Source organism: Pseudomonas sp. KH_017, assembly GCF_057840285.1.
Window position 1 is genome coordinate 3,934,957 of sequence record NZ_CM174509.1, and the last position, 19,945, is coordinate 3,954,901.

The window sequence follows — 19,945 nt, forward strand, 5'->3', positions numbered from 1 at the left end:
GAAACCGCCAGCCGCCGTTACCCAAGAAACGGATATGTACACGGTCAGGAAGAAACATCCAAAGCCAAAGACATGAACTGACCAATCCGCGACCGCAACCACCGCTCCGCCGGATCATTGTCATGCACCCCGCTCCAGGCCATCGACAACTGCGCCGCCTCAATCTCGAACGGCGGATCCTCGGCCCGCAACCCACACCCCTCCACCAACGCACACGCCGCATAATCCGGCACAGTGGCAATCATCTCGGTCCCGGCGAGCAACGCCCGCAACCCACTGAACTGCGGAACTCCCAGCACCACACGACGACTACGCCCGACCTTCGCCAGATCCAGATCGATATTGCCGCTCAAGTCCCCCGAGAACGACACCATCGCATGGGGCCGCTCGCAGTACTCATCCAGGGTCAACACCCCCGGCCGGGTGTCGCCACGCAGCACCTTGCAGGGAATATCGCGCAGCTTCTTGCGCTTGGCATTGGCCGGCAGATCCGTGGTGTAACTCACGCCTACCGAGATTTCCCCCGACGCCAGCAGCGTCGGCATCAACAGATAATTGGCCCGCCGCACGACCACGACAATGCCCGGCGCTTCCTCTTGCAACTGACGCAGCAACGGAGGAAACAAACCGAACTCGGCATCGTCCGACAGTCCGATGCGAAACACATCGCAGCTGGTCGCCGGATCGAACTCCTTGGCCCGGCTGACCGCGCCGGAAATGGTGTCCATCGCCGGTTGCAACTCCTTGAGAATCGCCAACGCGCGCGCCGTCGGCTCCATGCCGCGACCGTTGCGCAGCAGCAACGGGTCGTCGAACAGATCGCGCAAACGCCCCAGCGCGGCGCTCACCGCCGGTTGGCCCATGAACAGTTTTTCCGCGACGCGGGTCAGGTTCTTTTCGAACATCAGGGCCTCGAAAATCACCAGCAGGTTCATGTCGACGCGACGCAGATCGTTACGGTTCATAGGCACGGGTTCCTTGTGTGTGTTCGGCCAGGCGCGAGGATGAGAAGTGTGTCTGACTTTACCCAAGACTTCCCGCGGTGAGCGAGGAATTAACAACGATTAACTCGCAAGCCAGAGCCTTCGGGTCCAAGAATGAAGCCTACCGACACGGACATTCGCCATGGCTCACGTTCAGCAAAATGCCGCCCCCGCGCCATTCACGCCGGTGCCAAAGAAAAGCACCGGCGGCCTCAGCCCGCAACGCGAAAAACGGGTTAAACAACTGATCCTCGAACGCCTCGGTGACAGCCTTGAAGTCACTGAACTGGCACAGGCTTGCGCCCTCTCGCGCAGTCACTTCTCCCGCGCGTTCAAGTGCAGCACCGGCCTCTCGCCACAGGACTGGATTCGCCAGCAGCGCATTGCCCTGGCCAAGCAATTGATCCAGTACACCAACCTGAGCCTTACGCAGATCAGCCTCGAATGCGGCTTCTGCGATCAGGCACACTTCTGCCACATCTTCACCCGCAGCGAAGGCATCAATCCGTTTGCCTGGCGCTGTCAGGTGGTGCATGGCCTTAAAAGCAAAAGATCGCAGCCTTCGCCAGCGATCTTTTGATCTGGCTTTTTAACCTTTCAAGAACGCCAACAGATCCGCGTTGAGCTGATCCTTATGGGTGTCCGTCAAACCGTGAGGGGCGCCCGGGTAAATCTTCAGGGTCGAGCCCTTCACCAGCCTGGCGGAGGAGACGCCCGCCGCTTCGTACGGCACGACCTGATCCGCGTCGCCATGCACCACCAGCGTCGGCACGTCGAACTTCTTCAAGTCTTCGGTGAAGTCGGTTTCCGAGAACGCCTTGATGCAGTCATAGGCGTTTTTGTGGCCGGCCATCATGCCCTGCATCCAGAACCAGTCGATCATGCCCTGGGACGGTTTCGCGTCAGGTTTGTTGAAGCCGAAGAACGGGCCGCTGGCGAGGTCGATGTACAGCTGCGAACGGTCGGCCAGCGAAGCCTGGCGGATGCCGTCGAACACTTCCAGCGGCAGGCCGCCGGGGTTGGCTTCGGTCTTGAGCATCAGCGGCGGCACCGCGGAAATCAGCCCGGCCTTGGCCACGCGCCCGGTGCCGTGGCGACCGATGTAACGCGCCACCTCGCCACCGCCGGTGGAGAAGCCGAACAGCACGGCGTTTTGCAGATCGAGCCGCTCGATCAACTGCGCCAGATCGTCGGCGTAATGGTCCATGTCATTGCCCGACCACGGCTGGCTGGAGCGCCCATGACCGCGACGGTCGTGGGCGATGACCCGGTAGCCCTTGGAGGCCAGGAAGATCATCTGCGACTCCCAGCTGTCGGCGTTCAGCGGCCAGCCGTGACTGAAGACAACCGGCTGACCGGTGCCCCAGTCCTTGTAGTAAATCTCGACGCCGTCGCGGGTAGTGAAGGTGCTCATGGGTGATGCCTCCTTAACGAGGGTTGGGGGTGAATCAAACCGGTATCAGGTTCATGCGATCGGCCAGGCGCGCCACTCGCTCGCCCAGGTGCGCGGCGGTGCAGCGATCCTCGGGCGGTGGGGCATCGTCGGGGGATTGCTCGACATTCGACTGGGCCATGGCGCCCAGCGAGCTGCCCAGGCGATTGAGTTGGCCGTTGAACGCGCCAGTGCTGGAGCGTGCCGGCAGCAGGTCGAGGCCGACCCAGATCATCGAGTGCTGCGCGGCGAACACCGCCATCTGCAGCAAGGTGTTGAGCTTGTCGCCGCACAGGCAGCCGGAATTGGTGAAGCCTGCCGCGAGTTTGTCGCGCCAGGGCTGGGTCAGGTAGAACGCCGCCGTGGCCTCCATGAACGCCTTGAAGGCCGCCGAGGCGCTGCCCATGTAGGTCGGCGCGCCAAAGATGATGGCATCGGCGCGGTGCAGCCGCGCCCAGTGCTCGTCCACTTCCTCGACCGGGATCAACTGGCAGGTGCTGCCCAGGTGCCGTTCCACGCCCGCGGCCACGGCTTCGGCCATGACCCGGGTGTGCCCGTAGCCACTGTGATAGACCACCACCACGTTGCTCATTGCTCTGTCCTTGCGATAGATGGGAATCCCTTTGTAGGAGCGAGCTTGCTCGCGATGGTGTGTCAGCCGCATTGGTGTCGACTGATACTCCATCGCGAGCAAGCTCGCTCCTACAGGAAGAGAGTTTTGGACGCAAACCGGACTCAGGACGAGTTAAACGTTGTTAATTTTCCTTGGTGCGCAAAAAGCCCCGGCAAGTCCTGTCCATCTGTCGCACCCAATGTTTTCGGGACCGACAGCCACTGGCCGATACGCTAGAGTCAATGCCTGCCCCTTCAGTCACCCGGGCGGCGCATTGCGCTCTGTAAAAAACCTGAGGAATATGCTCGAAAACCGCGTACTAGACGGATGCAGCAGGAGCGACTCGTTGACCTTTTCCCCCGAACAGGCTGTGCATTTCGGCCCCTACCGGGTCTACCCCGGACAACGCCTGGTGATGGAGGCCGACCAGCCCTTGCGCCTGGGGCGACGCGCCATGGACATCCTGTTGATCCTGCTGGAACACGCTGGCAACGTGGTCAGCAAGCAGCAACTGATCGCCCGGGTCTGGCCCAACAGCGTGGTCGAAGACATCAACCTGCGGGTGCACATGGCCGCGTTGCGCAAGGCGCTCGGCGACGGTCAGGCCGGCCAGCGCTACATCGTCACCGTGGCCCAGCGCGGGTACAGCTTCGTCGCACCGCATTCACTGGAGCAAGCCGAGCAACCGCCGGCGCCCGTGGCTTGCGCACCGAGCCGGCATAACCTGCCGGTGCGTCGCACACGCATGATCGGCCGGCAGACGCTGGTCGACAACCTGACGGAGCAACTGCCCCGCCAGCGCTTCATCACCCTGGTCGGCCCCGGCGGCATCGGCAAGACCACCGTGGCCTTGCGGGTCGCCGAACAAATGATCGGTCGCTACCGGGACGGCATTCGCCTGCTGGACCTGGCCCCGATCAACTGCCCACTGATGATCGACGGCCACCTGGCGACGTTGCTCGAACTGGCCCTGCACGACGACGCCCCCCTGAGCGGTCTTGCCGACTGTCTGCGCGACAGGCAAATGCTGTTGGTCATCGACAACTGCGAACACCTGGTCGACGCCATCGCCCAGCTCTGCGAAAACATTCTGCGCAGTGCGCCGCACGTGCATATTCTCGCCACCAGCCGCGAGAGCCTGCGGGCCGAAGGGGAATTCGTCCAGCGCCTGGAATCACTCGACTGCCCGCCGCCCATCGCCGTCCTCGACCGCGCCCAGGCCATGACCTTTTCCGCCTTGCAACTGTTTGTCGCGCGGGCCATGGCCAGCCATGACAGCTTTGAACTGACGGACGATGAACTGCCGCTGTTGATCGACATCTGCCACCGACTGGACGGCATTCCACTGGCCATCGAACTGGCGGCGGCGCAAGTGGGCAACTTCGGATTGCCCGGCTTGCTGGCGCAGTTGCAAAGCAGCTTCCGGGTGTTGACCCAGCCCTGCCAGACGCCGCTGGCACGCCATCAGACCCTGCGCGCGACGCTGGACTGGAGCTTCGAGCTGCTCAACGTCTGCGAAAAGACCTGCCTGCGCCGACTCAGTGTGTTTCGCGGCAGCTTCACCCTGGAGTCGGCAGCGGCGGTGATTGTCGGCGAACACATCGAACCCCGCGAAGTGTTCGCCTCGATCACGCAACTGGTCGCCAAGTCGCTGTTGAACGTGGAGGTGGGCGACGAGGATGTTTACTACCGCCTGCTCGATACCACCCGCAGCTATGCCCTGGAAAAACTTGCGCAAACCTGCGACCTGCCCGGCACGCGGGAGCGCCATGCCGAACGTTGCCTGGCGCTGATGCAACAGGCGCAGGACGACTGGGAGAAAACCTCGACCGCCCTGTGGCTCGAGCGCTATGGCCGGGCCCTGGAGGACATCCGCGCGGCCCTCGATTGGGGTTTGCACGCGCAAGGGCCGCAGGCACTGGCGATACGCCTGGCCGCGACGTCCACGCCCCTGTGGCAGGAGTTGTCACTGCTCAAGGAGCACGGCGGTTATGTGCGCAAGGCGCTGGCCCTGCTCGAGCAGTCTGCCGAACCTTGCCCGCGCTTGCAGATGACGCTCAAGCTGGCCTTGGGCAGTGCCTGTTACCACGCTCAAGGCGCCAGCACCGAAACCATTGGCGCTTTTGTCAGCGCCAGAGCCCTGGCCAGCCGACTCAACGATGTGGCCGGTCAGTTGCGGGCGATTTCCGGGCACCTGGCAGTCAATCTCAGCTGCGGCCAATACCAGATGGCCCTGGAACAGAGCCGGCAATTCGATCGACTGGGGCTGCATGACGACGCCCTGATGTCCCTGAGCATGCATCGATTGCGGGTGCTCGCCCTGCACTTCTGCGGCAACCAGCGACAGGCTGGGGAGCATGCCGAACAGGTGCTGCAACGCATGGCCCACAGCGGTCATCTCAACCGTTTCACCCATGGCTTTGGCGTGCAATACGACCAGAGCGTCGCGGCGCTGACCATTCACGCGCGCATCCTCTGGCTGCGAGGCCAACCGGAACAGGCCTGGCGCGCAGCCCGGCAGGCGCTGGACATCGCGCTGCAGATCAACCACGGCACGTCGATCTGCTACACCCTGGCGCTCGCCGGCTGCCTGATCGCCCACTACAACGGCGACACCCGCAGCGCCCGCGAACTCCTGCGCCTGCTGCTGCAACAGGCGCAGAAACACTCGGTCCTGCTGTTCTATGACTGGGCGCAACACTACGCGCGGGTGATCGGCGGCACCGATGTGCAGCCAATCGGCCGACAAAGCGTCGGTTTGATCAAGGACATCATGGTCACGCTGGATTCAACCTGTGTCGACGATGATCTGCTCGAACGTGCGCAAAGCGGCGTTTCGGACTGGAGCACCGCAGAGATTCTGCGGGCCAGGGCCACGACATTGCTGGCAACCGATTGCCCGCTCAAAACCGCGACGGCCGAAACCGTGCTGCTCAAGGCACTCAGCGTGGCCAGGACTCAGGGTGCGCTGGCCTGGGAATTGCGCAGCGCCACCTCGCTGGCGCAGTTGTGGCAGCGTCAGGGCGATCCCCGACGGGCGCATCAATTGCTGGCCCCGATCTACCAGCGCTACACCGAAGGTTTCGCCACGCCCGACTTGATGACCGTTCGCCGGCTACTCGACGAGTTGCAATGCCACCTGCCCGCCTGAAGGCCGGCGCGTTTGACTGACGTAACCGGCATAACGAATTTCGAGGGCGCGCAAATCACCACTGAGTTCGAGTTTTTCCAGGGCGTAGGTGCGGGTGGTGTTTAGGAAGCGGTAGCGGGTCACACCACCGCCCTGCTCCTGGGACAGCAGTGACTTGAGTGTGAGGTTGTCCAGCACCTCGATCAGCTCGGCGACCGGTAACGCGTCGCAGCTGATCACGCCTATCGCGGCGTCCTGGGTGAAGGCCATCTTGAACACCGCCAGCTGCTGCAACACGGTTTGCTCCACGGCAGTCAACCGTTCGTAGCTCCAGTCCAGTGCAGCCTTGAGCGTCTGATGTCGGGGCACGGCCGTGCGGCGACCCTGGGACAGCAACTGAAAACAGTTATCGAGTTGCGCTTGCAACCCCACCAGCGCCAGCGCATCGATTTGCGCCGCCGCCAATTCAATCGCCAGCGGCAGACCATCGAGGCGTCGGCAGATTTCCCGTACGGTCTTGAGGTCTTGTTCGCGCAGGGTGAACCCTTGCTGACGAGTTCGGGCACGGCTGACGAACAACTGCACCGCCGAATAGCCCATGACCTCGGCAACACTGCGCAGCGCTGACGCCGGCGGCACCGCCAGCGGTGGCAGACGCAATACGGTTTCGCCCGCCGCCTTGAGCGGCTCGCGGCTGGTGGCGAGGATCGACAGTCGCGGCAGCGCCGCCAGCAGCGTTTCGATCAACGTCTGGCAGCGTTCGAGCAGGTGCTCGCAGTTGTCCAGAACCAACAAGGCATGCCGTTGTGCCAGCGCCTCCAGCGTGGTGCCGACCTCCAGCCCAAGGGTTCGTGTGAGGTGATCGGTCACTTGCGCCGGGTCATCGATCGCCGCCAGGTCAACCAGCCACACGCCGTGCCGATAGTGCTGCAGCAACAGTTCGGCCACGCGCAGCGCCACAGTGGTCTTGCCGATCCCGCAAGGTCCGACCAGAGTCATGAATCGGCGCACCGGCAACTGCCGCACCAGGCTGCCGACAATCGCATCGCGCCCGGTGATCGGCGTGAGCCGCGCCGGCAAGTTGTGCAGGGGCTTTTTCAAGGTCTCGCTCGGGAACGCTACGGGCTGCGGCGAATGCTGTACCGGGGCGACAAAACTGTAGCCGCGCTGGGGAATGTTGACGATGTAGCACTGGCCGTTCTGGCCGTCGCCCAGGGCTCGACGCAGGGCGGCAATGTGTACCCGCAGGTTGATCTCTTCGACCACGGAGCGCGGCCAGACCTGAGCAATCAACTCCTCCTTGCTGACCACCGAGCCGGCGTGCTCGACCAGCACCTGCAACACGTCAAGGGCGCGGCCGCCCAGGCGCAGCGGTCGATCGCCTTGTAGCACCAGGCGCTGACTGAGGTGGAAAGCGTAGGGTCCGAATTGCAGCACCGCTTCGCTGTTTATATCTCTGAGGCTGTTCATGCGCTGTCACCCGCTGGAAGCCTGGCTCGGTACGTGAGTCCATCCCAGGCTCCGCACCTTCCTTGCAATGCGTTCAGCGATATCTTGGCAGGCCTCGGTGACGGTACAACTGCCACGGGGGGAGCGTCACGGCCATTGCGGTGCGCACGACGGACATGCGCGCTAGCTGAACTGCTCGCGGTACTGGGTCGGGGTCAGGCCGAGTTTTTCACTGAACAGAAAACGCATGTGCCGCACACTGCCGAAGCCACTCTTGAACGCCACGGTCTTGAGCGGCAACTCAGTGGTTTCCAGCAGGTTCCTGGCGCAATCGATACGCGCGCTTTGCAAAAACTCCATCGGCGTCATGCTCACTTCCCGGGCGAACACCCTGGCGAAATGACGCGGGCTCATGTTGGCCAGACCGGCCATGCGCTCGATGCTGTAGGTTTCATCGAGATGTTCAAGCACATGGTTCTGCACCCGGGTAATCGCCGTTTCGTGAGGAGCCACCGCCGCCATCAACGGGCTGAACTGCGCCTGCCCGCCCTGGCGTTTCATCACCACCAGCAACACCTTGGCCACGTCCTGGGCGACCTTTTTGCCATGGTCCTGGGCCACCACCGACAAGGCCAGGTCGATCCCGGCGGTGACGCCACCGGACGTGATCAGGTTGCGGTCCTGGACGAAGATCTGATCGGTCTCGACGGTCGCCTTCGGAAAGCCCTTGATCAGCCGCTCGGTGTAGTGCCAGTGGGTGGTGACGCGATAGCCGTCGAGCAAACCGGCATGGCCCAACACGAACGCCCCGGTGCAGATCGAGCCATAAGCGGCGGACCGGCTGACGTTGTGCCGGAGCCAGTCGAGCAATGGCGGATGCCTTTCGTTGTAGGCACCGGGACCACCGGGTATCAATAGCAAGTCAAAACCTTCGCAGGCCTGGTCGATGTGCCGGTCAGCGTGCACGCTCACCCCGTTGGACGCCCGCAGTGCGCCGGGCTCGGTACCGATGGTCGACAGCACATAGTGATCGTCGGGTTTCAAATAACGATTGGCGATGGAAAACACCTCCATGGGCCCGGCCATATCGAGCAGGAGAAAGTCGGGAAACAGCACCATTGCCACGGTTTTCATGGGTTGGAATTCACTGGGATCAATAGGGTCGGCACACCAATCCTTGTGGGAGCGGGCTTGCTCGCGAAGGCGTCGTGTCATTCACAAATATGTAGCCTGACACGACGCCTTCGCGAGCAAGCCCGCTCCCACAGGATTCTTGCTGTGCATTATGGCCATGTACGACGCAAAGGTCGGAAAAGAATAGCTGATTCGCACCCGCAAACTGTCAACCTGATAGAGACAGTATTTCAATTTCCACCTACTTATTGCACCAACCAGTAACCATTAACCTTCTCCTCACTCGGACGAATTCACGTCCCCACAGGAGATTTCATCATGCTGACTCTTCGCAAAGCCTCGGATCGTGGCCTGGCCAATCACGGCTGGTTGAAGTCCTTCCATACCTTTTCCTTCGCCAACTATCGCAATCCGAAAGAGCAGGGCTTTTCCGACCTGTTGGTGATCAACGACGACCGCGTCGCCGCCGGCAAAGGCTTTGGCCAGCACCCGCACCGCGACATGGAGATTTTCTCCTATGTGCTTGAAGGTGCCCTGGAACACAAGGACACCCTGGGCACCGGTTCGGTGATCCGCCCCGGCGACGTGCAACTGATGAGCGCAGGCAGCGGCGTGGCCCACAGTGAGTTCAACCACTCCGGCACCCGGCCGGTGCACTTCCTGCAGATCTGGATCGTGCCCGACGTCAGCGGCGCCAAACCGCGTTATCAGCAAGAGCATTTCAGCACCCAGAAAAAACGCGGGCGCCTGCAACTGATCATCTCGCCGGACGGCGCCAAGGGTTCGCTCAAGGTGCGTCAGGATGCACGGGTGTATGCCGGCCTGATCGACGGCAAGGAAAGCGCCACCCTGGAGCTCGCCGCCAACCGTTACGCCTATGTGCACGTGGCCCGGGGCAGCGTCGAACTCAACGGTGTGTTGTTGCAGGAAGGCGACGGTGTACGGGTTCGTGATGAACAGGCGCTGACCTTGAGCAACGGTGTGGATGCTGAGGTATTGGTCTTCGACCTGCGTCCACAGGAACTGCCGGAAATGCCATAACCCATCCTCTGTGGTAGATCCCTGTGGGAGCGAGCTTGCTCGCGATTGCGGAGTGCCAGACGACATCATTGTTGAATGACATGACGCTATCGCGAGCAAGCTCGCTCCCACAGGATTTGTGCCGCCTGGCATTACTCGCCGCTCCCGGCGAACCCCGCGACAATCGCATCGATCACCGCCTGGACCCTGGCTGGCTCTCAGGACTCCTGAGGTTTCGCGATCTCTACGCTCTATTCCCCCTGATAACGGGCCCGATAGCGCCCGGGACTTTCCCCGGTCCACTTCTTGAACGCCCGATGAAAAGCGCTGGGCTCCTGGAACCCCAGTTGCTCGGCGATATCGCTGATGCTCGCGTCGCTCTGACGCAGTTGCTCAAAGGCCACGCCACGGCGTACTTCGTCCTTGATCTCCTGATAGGAACAACCTTCACGCTCCAGTTTGCGGCGGAAGGTGCTGGGGCTCAGGTGCTGTTCCAGGGCAAAGGCCTGCAATGTCGGCCATTCACTGTAATGACTGCCGCGCAAGCGCTGGTGAACCAGGGATGCCAAACCGTGCTGGTTGCGGAAGCGGATCACCAGCCATTGCGGCGCGGTACGCAGGAACACTTTCAACGACGCCAGGTCCTGAACCACGGGCAGGCGCAAGTAGTGGCTGGCAAATTCGATTTCGGTGCGCTCGGCACCAAAGGTCAGGTTGGGGCCCCAAAGCAGGCGGTCGTCACCCAGCGACAGGCGCGAATGGCGGAAGTCCGCACGGTCAATGGGAATGCGCCGCCCGCCCAGCCAGCACAGCAGACTGATCATCAACACCAGGAAGGTTTCTTCACCAAACCGGCTGGCATCGTTGTCCGTCGAGCGGGTTTCCAGGCTGATCACGGCACGCTTGCCACGCACGGCCAGCGAGCCGCGAAAGTCGCGCAGGAACAAGCCGAAGTTGGCCAGGCACTGACGCATGGCCTTGTGCAGATCGGGTTCCTGAATCAAGGCCCGGCAAATCAGGGCGAAACTGCCCGGTGGCATGCCATGGGAGTCGAGCCCGAAAAACTCATCGTCGAGCTCGCGGATCTGGATCAGCCACAACGCCGCAAACGCGTTGGCCGGCACCCGCGCCGTGGGTTGGTGCATGACCGCCGGATCAATGCCCGCCTGTTCGAGCACGGCTGTCACGCGCTGCGGTTCATCCCTCAGCCCATGGATCATTGCCTGCACGAAATAGGCGGCAACCGAGTCCTTTTCCCGCATTGGTTCGCTTCTCTCTCATCACCCGAATGGCAAAAAACATCAGTGCCGTTGAACAGTTTTGGCATAGGACAACCGCCCTGCCGGCTCTAGACTCGCGGCAATAGTACGCCTTCGGCCGCCGTCGCGGCCAAGGTATCGCAGGGTTTGATCGAAGGATGGGAAGATGAATCTGCAAAACATCGGGGTGATCGGTGCGGGCACCATGGGCAACGGCATCGCACAAGTCTGTGCCATGGCCGGTTTCAACGTGACCTTGCTCGACATATCCGAAAGCGCGTTGCAAAAAGCCGTCGCAGCGGTCGGTAAAAACCTGGACCGGCAGATCGCCAAGCAAACCCTGACGGTGGAGCAGAAACAGGCCACCCTCGACAAAATCCACACCAGCACCGATTACAGCGTCCTGCGTGACGCGCAACTGGTCATCGAAGCGGCCACTGAAAACCTCGACCTGAAACTGCGTGTGCTGCAACAGATCGCCGCGCAGGTCAGCAACGAATGCGTCATTGCCTCCAACACCTCGTCGCTGTCGATCACCCAGCTCGCCGCCAGTGTCAGCCAGCCTGAACGCTTCATCGGCCTGCATTTCTTCAACCCGGTGCCGGTGATGGGCCTGATCGAAGTCATCCGCGGCCTGCAAACCAGTGACGCGACCCACCAACTGGCGCTGGACATGGCGACCACCCTCGGCAAAACCGCGATCACCGCCGGTAACCGTCCGGGTTTCGTGGTCAACCGGATCCTGGTGCCGATGATCAACGAAGCGATCCTGGTGTTCCAGGAAGGCCTGGCCAGCGCCGAAGACATCGATGCCGGCATGCGCCTGGGCTGCAATCAGCCTATCGGCCCGTTGGCCCTGGCGGACCTGATTGGCCTGGACACCTTGCTGTCGATCCTCGAAGCCTTCTATGACGGTTTCAACGACAGCAAATATCGCCCGGCGCCGTTGCTCAAGGAAATGGTCGCCGCCGGTTACCTGGGACGCAAAACGGGGCGCGGCTTCCATGCCTATGCCTGAGCGTTGCTCGCGCTTTGCCGAGTACCGGGACAAGGTCCTGGAGCTGTTTGCCTGCAAGGGGTTCGGCCAGGTCGGCATGCGCGAGCTCGCGACGTGCCTGGGGCTCTCCCCAGGCTCGCTGTATCACCATTACCCCAGCAAACAGCATCTGCTGCTCGACCTGATCGAGGAGTTCTACGAGGAGCTGCTGGCCACCCTGGGGCGTATCCAGCAAAAGGCCCCGGGCAAGCGCGACAAGCTCAACAGCCTGATCCGCGCTCATCTGAACCTGCATCGGGAGATGCCCTGGCATTTCCGCCTGGTGGAGCGCGACAGCGGCTGCCTGAACGAAGAACAACAGGCTCGGGTCCGGCAATTGCGCGAGCAATACGAACGCACGTTGCTGAGGATGCTGGGCGCGAAGTCGCGTTTCAGCGAGCAAGGCCTGCTGGCCGCTGGGCATGCCATTGGCGCCCTGCTCAACAGCGCTCCCTGCTGGCTGACGCCACATGTGCTGGACGAGCAGGAACGTGATGAGCTGCTCGAGAGCATGGTCAGCGGCGCCATCGAACGTGTGCTTGCGCCGCGCCGTGCACCGGAGGCGATAAGCCTCGCGCGTCCTATAGGAAAAATATCTAAAGAAACCCAGGCCCCGACGACGATTTAGCGCTTTGCTTGTCGGCTCGACACAATCGGAATTCGCCGACAAACCCGGCGTCCAAACCGATGTGTGTACTCGAGCACCTGGAGCCGACCATGAAAATCAATCCCTACCTTATCTTCAACGGCAACTGCAAAGCTGCCTTCACGTTTTACGCGCAGTGCCTGCAAGGCCAGAGCGAAGCCATGCTGACCTTCGGCGAAACGCCGGCCGCCGAGCATGTCCCCAAGGATCTGCACAACCTGATCATCCATACCCGCCTGATAGTGGGCGATCAGGCAATCATGGGGTCGGACACCACGCCGGATCGCCCCGTCCAGGGCATGAGTGGTTGCTCGATCTCACTCAATGTCGACAGCATTGCCGAGGCCGAACGGGTCTTCAATGCACTGGCGGACGGTGGCACTGTGCAAATGCCACTGGAGACCACGTTCTGGGCGGCACGCTTCGGCATGCTGGTCGACCGTTTTGGTGTGTCGTGGATGGTCAACTGCGAAAAGGATCAGTGAGAGGTCTTGGTCGATCGACAGTCTTCAAGGCACAAAAAAGCCCAACCTGAAAAGGTTGGGCGTTCTGGCAACTCCCGGCCTGTCTGCTACCGTCAACTAGCCACATGGATAGCAGCGAACCAAAGGAGCGAACCCACTATGCCGGCCCACGACCTGTCCTGGTCCACCCGTTTCAAATGCTTGCTACTGGCCGGTGGTCTGATCACCAGCCTGCTGACCCTCAATGGTTGCGCCACTGTCGATGCACAGACCACCGCCTATGTCGGCGTAGAACATCCGGCACCGACATCGCCGGACCAGGTAGTCGTGCTGCGCTCGGAGCCTCTGCGTCCACATGTGCGCCTGGGTGAAGTGCTGATCGACGCCAGCATCGACCCTGCCCCACCGATTACCGAAGTCGAACAGAAGCTGCGGGAAGAGTCCGCCAAACTCGGTGGCGACGCGGTGGTAGTGGTCTATGACCACATTCAGGCGGTGGGTGCCTACGCCAGCGGGCCGCTGTGGGCTCGCGACGTGACGACCATCGAGGGACGCAAACTCAAGGGCATCGTGATCAAGTACCAGTAGATATCTCCCCGGAAGACAGCGTCAACGGAGGTTGAATTTGAATGACGTGGTGATCGCCCTCATCGTTTTCGCTTGCCTGTCCGCCAGCGCACTGCTGGGCTCGTACGTGAGGGAGCGGTTACCGAGCCATCATCTGAGCGATGACTCCGTGGCGGTGGTGAAGCTGGCCACCGGCCTCATCGCAACGATGTCGGCACTGGTCCTCGGCCTGCTCGTTTCCTCAGCCAAGGGCACCTTCGATACGGCCAATGCCGAACTGGAGGGCGCGGCGGCGAAAGTGGTTCAATTCGACCGCTTGCTGGCCCGCTACGGCACCGACACCCAGGGCATCCGTACCGAGCTCAAGCACAACTACGCCGAAGTCACCCAGGTGCTCGCTTCCCGCGATCACCAGCAGATTGCGAAACTCGATAGCCCCGAAATGATCCGTCGCTCCGAAGGCCTGCAACGCAAGGTCGAATCACTGACGCCCGGCAACGATGATCAGCGCTCGCTCAAAGCCAAGGCATTGCAAGACATGGACACCGTGTTTGCCACCCGCTGGCTGACCCTGCTGCAGGCCAATCAATCGATTCCACCGGTGATGCTGGTGATCCTGGTGACGTGGCTGGGGATTATCTTCGGTTCGTTCGGCCTGTTTGCACCCTGCAACGGCACCATTGTCGTCGTATTGCTGATGTGTGCCCTGTCGACGGGGGCAACCATCTTGCTGGTAGAGGAGCTCAATCGTCCACTTGATGGTTTTATCTGTGTGTCGCTGGACCCCTTGGAGCACACGCTGGAGCGGTTGGGGCAGTAATTTCATTTCCTGCGGCCAAAAACAAAACCCCAACTGCTTTCGCAATTGGGGTTTCGGAATTTAATCTTGACGATGACCTACTCTCACATGGGGAAACCCCACACTACCATCGGCGATGCATCGTTTCACTGCTGAGTTCGGGATGGGATCAGGTGGTTCCAACGCTCTATGGTCGTCAAGAAATTCGGGTACTGAGTCGTGACCGGCTGGCCGCGCTTCAGCAAATTGGGTATGTGATAGCTTCGGTGTTTTGTGAGTATCTCGAACTTTCGGTTCGTTTCGTCTTCACACACCGCAATCTGATGCTCTTTCGAGTAGTCAAATTGCTTGGGTGTTATATGGTCAAGCCTCACGGGCAATTAGTATTGGTTAGCTCAACGCCTCACAGCGCTTACACACCCAACCTATCAACGTCGTAGTCTTCGACGGCCCTTCAGGGGACTCAAGGTCCCAGTGAGATCTCATCTTGAGGCAAGTTTCCCGCTTAGATGCTTTCAGCGGTTATCTTTTCCGAACATAGCTACCCGGCAATGCCACTGGCGTGACAACCGGAACACCAGAGGTTCGTCCACTCCGGTCCTCTCGTACTAGGAGCAGCCCCTCTCAAATCTCAAACGTCCACGGCAGATAGGGACCGAACTGTCTCACGACGTTCTAAACCCAGCTCGCGTACCACTTTAAATGGCGAACAGCCATACCCTTGGGACCGGCTTCAGCCCCAGGATGTGATGAGCCGACATCGAGGTGCCAAACACCGCCGTCGATATGAACTCTTGGGCGGTATCAGCCTGTTATCCCCGGAGTACCTTTTATCCGTTGAGCGATGGCCCTTCCATACAGAACCACCGGATCACTAAGACCTACTTTCGTACCTGCTCGACGTGTCTGTCTCGCAGTCAAGCGCGCTTTTGCCTTTATACTCTACGACCGATTTCCGACCGGTCTGAGCGCACCTTCGTACTCCTCCGTTACTCTTTAGGAGGAGACCGCCCCAGTCAAACTACCCACCATACACTGTCCTCGATCCGGATAACGGACCTGAGTTAGAACCTCAAAGTTGCCAGGGTGGTATTTCAAGGTTGGCTCCACGCGAACTGGCGTCCACGCTTCAAAGCCTCCCACCTATCCTACACAAGCAAATTCAAAGTCCAGTGCAAAGCTATAGTAAAGGTTCACGGGGTCTTTCCGTCTAGCCGCGGATACACTGCATCTTCACAGCGATTTCAATTTCACTGAGTCTCGGGTGGAGACAGCGCCGCCATCGTTACGCCATTCGTGCAGGTCGGAACTTACCCGACAAGGAATTTCGCTACCTTAGGACCGTTATAGTTACGGCCGCCGTTTACCGGGGCTTCGATCAAGAGCTTCGCGTTAGCTAACCCCATCAATTAACCTTCCGGCACCGGGCAGGCGTCACACCCTATACGTCCACTTTCGTGTTTGCAGAGTGCTGTGTTTTTAATAAACAGTCGCAGCGGCCTGGTATCTTCGACCGGCGTGGGCTTACGCAGTAAATGCTTCACCCTCACCGGCGCACCTTCTCCCGAAGTTACGGTGCCATTTTGCCTAGTTCCTTCACCCGAGTTCTCTCAAGCGCCTTGGTATTCTCTACCCAACCACCTGTGTCGGTTTGGGGTACGGTTCCTGGTTACCTGAAGCTTAGAAGCTTTTCTTGGAAGCATGGCATCAACCACTTCGTGTTCTAAAAGAACACTCGTCATCAGCTCTCGGCCTTAGAATCCCGGATTTACCTAAGATTCCAGCCTACCACCTTAAACTTGGACAACCAACGCCAAGCTGGCCTAGCCTTCTCCGTCCCTCCATCGCAATAACCAGAAGTACAGGAATATTAACCTGTTTTCCATCGACTACGCTTTTCAGCCTCGCCTTAGGGACCGACTAACCCTGCGTCGATTAACGTTGCGCAGGAAACCTTGGTCTTTCGGCGTGGGTGTTTTTCACACCCATTGTCGTTACTCATGTCAGCATTCGCACTTCTGATACCTCCAGCAAGCTTCTCAACTCACCTTCACAGGCTTACAGAACGCTCCTCTACCGCATCACCCGAAGGTGATACCCGTAGCTTCGGTGTATGGTTTGAGCCCCGTTACATCTTCCGCGCAGGCCGACTCGACTAGTGAGCTATTACGCTTTCTTTAAAGGGTGGCTGCTTCTAAGCCAACCTCCTAGCTGTCTAAGCCTTCCCACATCGTTTCCCACTTAACCATAACTTTGGGACCTTAGCTGACGGTCTGGGTTGTTTCCCTTTTCACGACGGACGTTAGCACCCGCCGTGTGTCTCCCATGCTCGGCACTTGTAGGTATTCGGAGTTTGCATCGGTTTGGTAAGTCGGGATGACCCCCTAGCCGAAACAGTGCTCTACCCCCTACAGTGATACATGAGGCGCTACCTAAATAGCTTTCGAGGAGAACCAGCTATCTCCGAGCTTGATTAGCCTTTCACTCCGATCCACAGGTCATCCGCTAACTTTTCAACGGTAGTCGGTTCGGTCCTCCAGTTAGTGTTACCCAACCTTCAACCTGCCCATGGATAGATCGCCCGGTTTCGGGTCTATTCCCAGCGACTAGACGCCCTATTAAGACTCGCTTTCGCTACGCCTCCCCTATTCGGTTAAGCTCGCCACTGAAAATAAGTCGCTGACCCATTATACAAAAGGTACGCAGTCACCCAACAAAGTGGGCTCCCACTGCTTGTACGCATACGGTTTCAGGATCTATTTCACTCCCCTCTCCGGGGTTCTTTTCGCCTTTCCCTCACGGTACTAGTTCACTATCGGTCAGTCAGTAGTATTTAGCCTTGGAGGATGGTCCCCCCATATTCAGACAAAGTTTCTCGTGCTCCGTCCTACTCGATTTCATGACCAAGAGATTTTCGCGTACAGGGCTATCACCCACTATGGCCGCACTTTCCAGAGCGTTCCGCTAATCTCAAAGCCACTTAAGGGCTGGTCCCCGTTCGCTCGCCACTACTAAGGGAATCTCGGTTGATTTCTTTTCCTCAGGGTACTTAGATGTTTCAGTTCCCCTGGTTCGCCTCTTGCACCTATGTATTCAGTACAAGATAACCATCTTATGATGGCTGGGTTCCCCCATTCAGACATCTCCGGATCAAAGTCTGTTTGCCGACTCCCCGAAGCTTTTCGCAGGCTACCACGTCTTTCATCGCCTCTGACTGCCAAGGCATCCACCGTATGCGCTTCTTCACTTGACCATATAACCCCAAGCAATCTGGTTATACTATGAAGACGACATTCGCCGAAAATTCGCGATTAAACTCACAAATTTTACCTTAGCCTGATCCGTTACCAGTGAAAGTAACGTTCAGTCTATCTTTCTATCACATACCCAAATTTTTAAAGAACGAACTAGTCAAAGACTAGAAATCAACATTCACCATCGCACCGATGGAATGCTCATTTCTAAGCTTTATACAATCAGAAGCAGTTAGTGGTGGAGCCAAACGGGATCGAACCGTTGACCTCCTGCGTGCAAGGCAGGCGCTCTCCCAGCTGAGCTATGGCCCCGTATTTCTACAGGCGTTTCCCACACAAAATTGGTGGGTCTGGGCAGATTCGAACTGCCGACCTCACCCTTATCAGGGGTGCGCTCTAACCAACTGAGCTACAGACCCAATTTCGGGCTGCTTCTTATCGTCTTCTTCAATGAATCAAGCAATTCGTGTGGGAACTTATGGAGCAGCTGAGTCGTCGATTAAGGAGGTGATCCAGCCGCAGGTTCCCCTACGGCTACCTTGTTACGACTTCACCCCAGTCATGAATCACACCGTGGTAACCGTCCTCCCGAAGGTTAGACTAGCTACTTCTGGTGCAACCCACTCCCATGGTGTGACGGGCGGTGTGTACAAGGCCCGGGAACGTATTCACCGCGACATTCTGATTCGCGATTACTAGCGATTCCGACTTCACGCAGTCGAGTTGCAGACTGCGATCCGGACTACGATCGGTTTTGTGGGATTAGCTCCACCTCGCGGCTTGGCAACCCTCTGTACCGACCATTGTAGCACGTGTGTAGCCCAGGCCGTAAGGGCCATGATGACTTGACGTCATCCCCACCTTCCTCCGGTTTGTCACCGGCAGTCTCCTTAGAGTGCCCACCATTACGTGCTGGTAACTAAGGACAAGGGTTGCGCTCGTTACGGGACTTAACCCAACATCTCACGACACGAGCTGACGACAGCCATGCAGCACCTGTCTCAATGTTCCCGAAGGCACCAATCCATCTCTGGAAAGTTCATTGGATGTCAAGGCCTGGTAAGGTTCTTCGCGTTGCTTCGAATTAAACCACATGCTCCACCGCTTGTGCGGGCCCCCGTCAATTCATTTGAGTTTTAACCTTGCGGCCGTACTCCCCAGGCGGTCAACTTAATGCGTTAGCTGCGCCACTAAGAGCTCAAGGCTCCCAACGGCTAGTTGACATCGTTTACGGCGTGGACTACCAGGGTATCTAATCCTGTTTGCTCCCCACGCTTTCGCACCTCAGTGTCAGTATCAGTCCAGGTGGTCGCCTTCGCCACTGGTGTTCCTTCCTATATCTACGCATTTCACCGCTACACAGGAAATTCCACCACCCTCTACCATACTCTAGCTTGTCAGTTTTGAATGCAGTTCCCAGGTTGAGCCCGGGGCTTTCACATCCAACTTAACAAACCACCTACGCGCGCTTTACGCCCAGTAATTCCGATTAACGCTTGCACCCTCTGTATTACCGCGGCTGCTGGCACAGAGTTAGCCGGTGCTTATTCTGTCGGTAACGTCAAAACACTAACGTATTAGGTTAATGCCCTTCCTCCCAACTTAAAGTGCTTTACAATCCGAAGACCTTCTTCACACACGCGGCATGGCTGGATCAGGCTTTCGCCCATTGTCCAATATTCCCCACTGCTGCCTCCCGTAGGAGTCTGGACCGTGTCTCAGTTCCAGTGTGACTGATCATCCTCTCAGACCAGTTACGGATCGTCGCCTTGGTGAGCCATTACCTCACCAACTAGCTAATCCGACCTAGGCTCATCTGATAGCGCAAGGCCCGAAGGTCCCCTGCTTTCTCCCGTAGGACGTATGCGGTATTAGCGTTCCTTTCGAAACGTTGTCCCCCACTACCAGGCAGATTCCTAGGCATTACTCACCCGTCCGCCGCTGAATTCAGGAGCAAGCTCCTGTCATCCGCTCGACTTGCATGTGTTAGGCCTGCCGCCAGCGTTCAATCTGAGCCATGATCAAACTCTTCAGTTCAAACATCTTTGGGTTTTGAGAAAACCCTAAACTTGGCTCAGCAATCGTTGGTTACATCTTTGATTTCTCGCGGAGTAACTTGTGATGCTGATAATCTGTTGACTAGCAGTCTGACTCCACAA

Annotated in this window: 14 protein-coding genes, 2 tRNA genes and 3 rRNA genes; 8 read left to right on the plus strand and 11 right to left on the minus strand. The window is 59.0% G+C overall.

Features of this window, described 5'->3' with window-relative positions; all coding sequences use genetic code 11:
- Positions 1-44: 44 nt before the first annotated feature.
- Positions 45-965: a LysR family transcriptional regulator gene (locus AC3IT6_RS17945; RefSeq protein WP_489351630.1), complete on the minus strand. Its 921-nt coding sequence runs from the start codon at positions 963-965 to the stop codon at positions 45-47.
- 160 nt (positions 966-1,125) lie between these two features.
- On the opposite strand from AC3IT6_RS17945, the gene AC3IT6_RS17950 reads away from it, so the two are divergent.
- On the plus strand, positions 1,126-1,563 hold the full coding sequence (locus AC3IT6_RS17950) for a helix-turn-helix domain-containing protein (RefSeq protein ID WP_223448653.1): 438 nt from the start codon (positions 1,126-1,128) through the stop codon (positions 1,561-1,563).
- 9 nt (positions 1,564-1,572) lie between these two features.
- Here AC3IT6_RS17950 and AC3IT6_RS17955 read toward each other — a convergent pair whose 3' ends face one another.
- The gene (locus AC3IT6_RS17955) at positions 1,573-2,397 is read right to left on the minus strand and encodes an alpha/beta fold hydrolase (protein WP_150756491.1); all 825 of its coding nucleotides are present in this window, start codon (positions 2,395-2,397) and stop codon (positions 1,573-1,575) included.
- Positions 2,398-2,431: 34 nt separating this feature from the next.
- Entirely contained in the window at positions 2,432-3,007 is a 576-nt protein-coding gene (locus AC3IT6_RS17960) for a flavodoxin family protein (protein ID WP_150724281.1), read from the minus strand.
- A 367-nt stretch (positions 3,008-3,374) separates the two neighbouring features.
- On the opposite strand from AC3IT6_RS17960, the gene AC3IT6_RS17965 reads away from it, so the two are divergent.
- Complete coding sequence (locus AC3IT6_RS17965) at positions 3,375-6,179, plus strand: ATP-binding protein (RefSeq protein WP_489351633.1); 2,805 nt, start codon at positions 3,375-3,377, stop codon at positions 6,177-6,179.
- Here AC3IT6_RS17965 and AC3IT6_RS17970 read toward each other — a convergent pair.
- Together AC3IT6_RS17970 and AC3IT6_RS17975 are read right to left on the minus strand one after the other, a co-directional pair.
- Complete coding sequence (locus AC3IT6_RS17970) at positions 6,144-7,628, minus strand: ATP-binding protein (protein ID WP_489351635.1); 1,485 nt, start codon at positions 7,626-7,628, stop codon at positions 6,144-6,146. The genes AC3IT6_RS17965 and AC3IT6_RS17970 overlap by 36 nt on opposite strands.
- 162 nt (positions 7,629-7,790) lie before the next feature.
- Positions 7,791-8,741: a GlxA family transcriptional regulator gene (locus AC3IT6_RS17975; protein ID WP_223448649.1), complete on the minus strand. Its 951-nt coding sequence runs from the start codon at positions 8,739-8,741 to the stop codon at positions 7,791-7,793.
- A gap of 318 nt (positions 8,742-9,059) precedes the next feature.
- Here AC3IT6_RS17975 and AC3IT6_RS17980 point away from each other — a divergent pair, with 318 nt between their 5' ends.
- Entirely contained in the window at positions 9,060-9,782 is a 723-nt protein-coding gene (locus AC3IT6_RS17980; RefSeq protein ID WP_489351638.1) for a pirin family protein, read from the plus strand.
- A gap of 230 nt (positions 9,783-10,012) precedes the next feature.
- Here the strand turns inward: AC3IT6_RS17980 and AC3IT6_RS17985 are convergent, their stop codons facing one another.
- On the minus strand, positions 10,013-11,023 hold the full coding sequence (locus AC3IT6_RS17985) for an AraC family transcriptional regulator (RefSeq protein WP_489351640.1): 1,011 nt from the start codon (positions 11,021-11,023) through the stop codon (positions 10,013-10,015).
- A gap of 163 nt (positions 11,024-11,186) precedes the next feature.
- Between AC3IT6_RS17985 and AC3IT6_RS17990 the strand changes: the two genes are divergently transcribed.
- From AC3IT6_RS17990 to AC3IT6_RS18010, 5 genes are all read left to right on the plus strand, one after another.
- Complete coding sequence (locus AC3IT6_RS17990) at positions 11,187-12,038, plus strand: 3-hydroxybutyryl-CoA dehydrogenase (RefSeq protein WP_489351642.1); 852 nt, start codon at positions 11,187-11,189, stop codon at positions 12,036-12,038.
- Positions 12,025-12,684, plus strand: a complete 660-nt coding sequence (locus tag AC3IT6_RS17995) for a TetR/AcrR family transcriptional regulator (protein ID WP_489351644.1) — start codon at positions 12,025-12,027, stop codon at positions 12,682-12,684. Before AC3IT6_RS17990 ends, AC3IT6_RS17995 begins: the two co-directional genes overlap by 14 nt.
- Positions 12,685-12,773: 89 nt before the next feature.
- Positions 12,774-13,187, plus strand: a complete 414-nt coding sequence (locus AC3IT6_RS18000; protein WP_150724289.1) for a VOC family protein — start codon at positions 12,774-12,776, stop codon at positions 13,185-13,187.
- Between the two features lie 138 nt (positions 13,188-13,325).
- Entirely contained in the window at positions 13,326-13,754 is a 429-nt protein-coding gene (locus tag AC3IT6_RS18005) for a hypothetical protein (RefSeq protein ID WP_489351647.1), read from the plus strand.
- Between the two features lie 46 nt (positions 13,755-13,800).
- Complete coding sequence (locus AC3IT6_RS18010; RefSeq protein ID WP_489356600.1) at positions 13,801-14,553, plus strand: bestrophin-like domain; 753 nt, start codon at positions 13,801-13,803, stop codon at positions 14,551-14,553.
- A 64-nt stretch (positions 14,554-14,617) separates the two neighbouring features.
- Here the strand turns inward: AC3IT6_RS18010 and rrf are convergent.
- The 5 genes from rrf to AC3IT6_RS18035 all read right to left on the minus strand — a co-directional run bounded on the left by rrf (position 14,618) and on the right by AC3IT6_RS18035 (position 19,823).
- Positions 14,618-14,733 (minus strand): 5S ribosomal RNA (gene rrf / locus AC3IT6_RS18015).
- A gap of 158 nt (positions 14,734-14,891) precedes the next feature.
- Positions 14,892-17,785: ribosomal RNA gene (locus AC3IT6_RS18020) — 23S ribosomal RNA — on the minus strand.
- Between the two features lie 237 nt (positions 17,786-18,022).
- Positions 18,023-18,098 (minus strand) — tRNA-Ala (locus AC3IT6_RS18025).
- Between the two features lie 30 nt (positions 18,099-18,128).
- Positions 18,129-18,205: transfer RNA gene (locus AC3IT6_RS18030), tRNA-Ile, on the minus strand.
- A gap of 81 nt (positions 18,206-18,286) precedes the next feature.
- Positions 18,287-19,823, minus strand: a 16S ribosomal RNA gene (locus tag AC3IT6_RS18035).
- Together the 16S, 23S and 5S rRNA genes with 2 tRNA genes alongside form the textbook arrangement of a ribosomal RNA operon.
- Between the last annotated feature and the right edge of the window lie 122 nt (positions 19,824-19,945).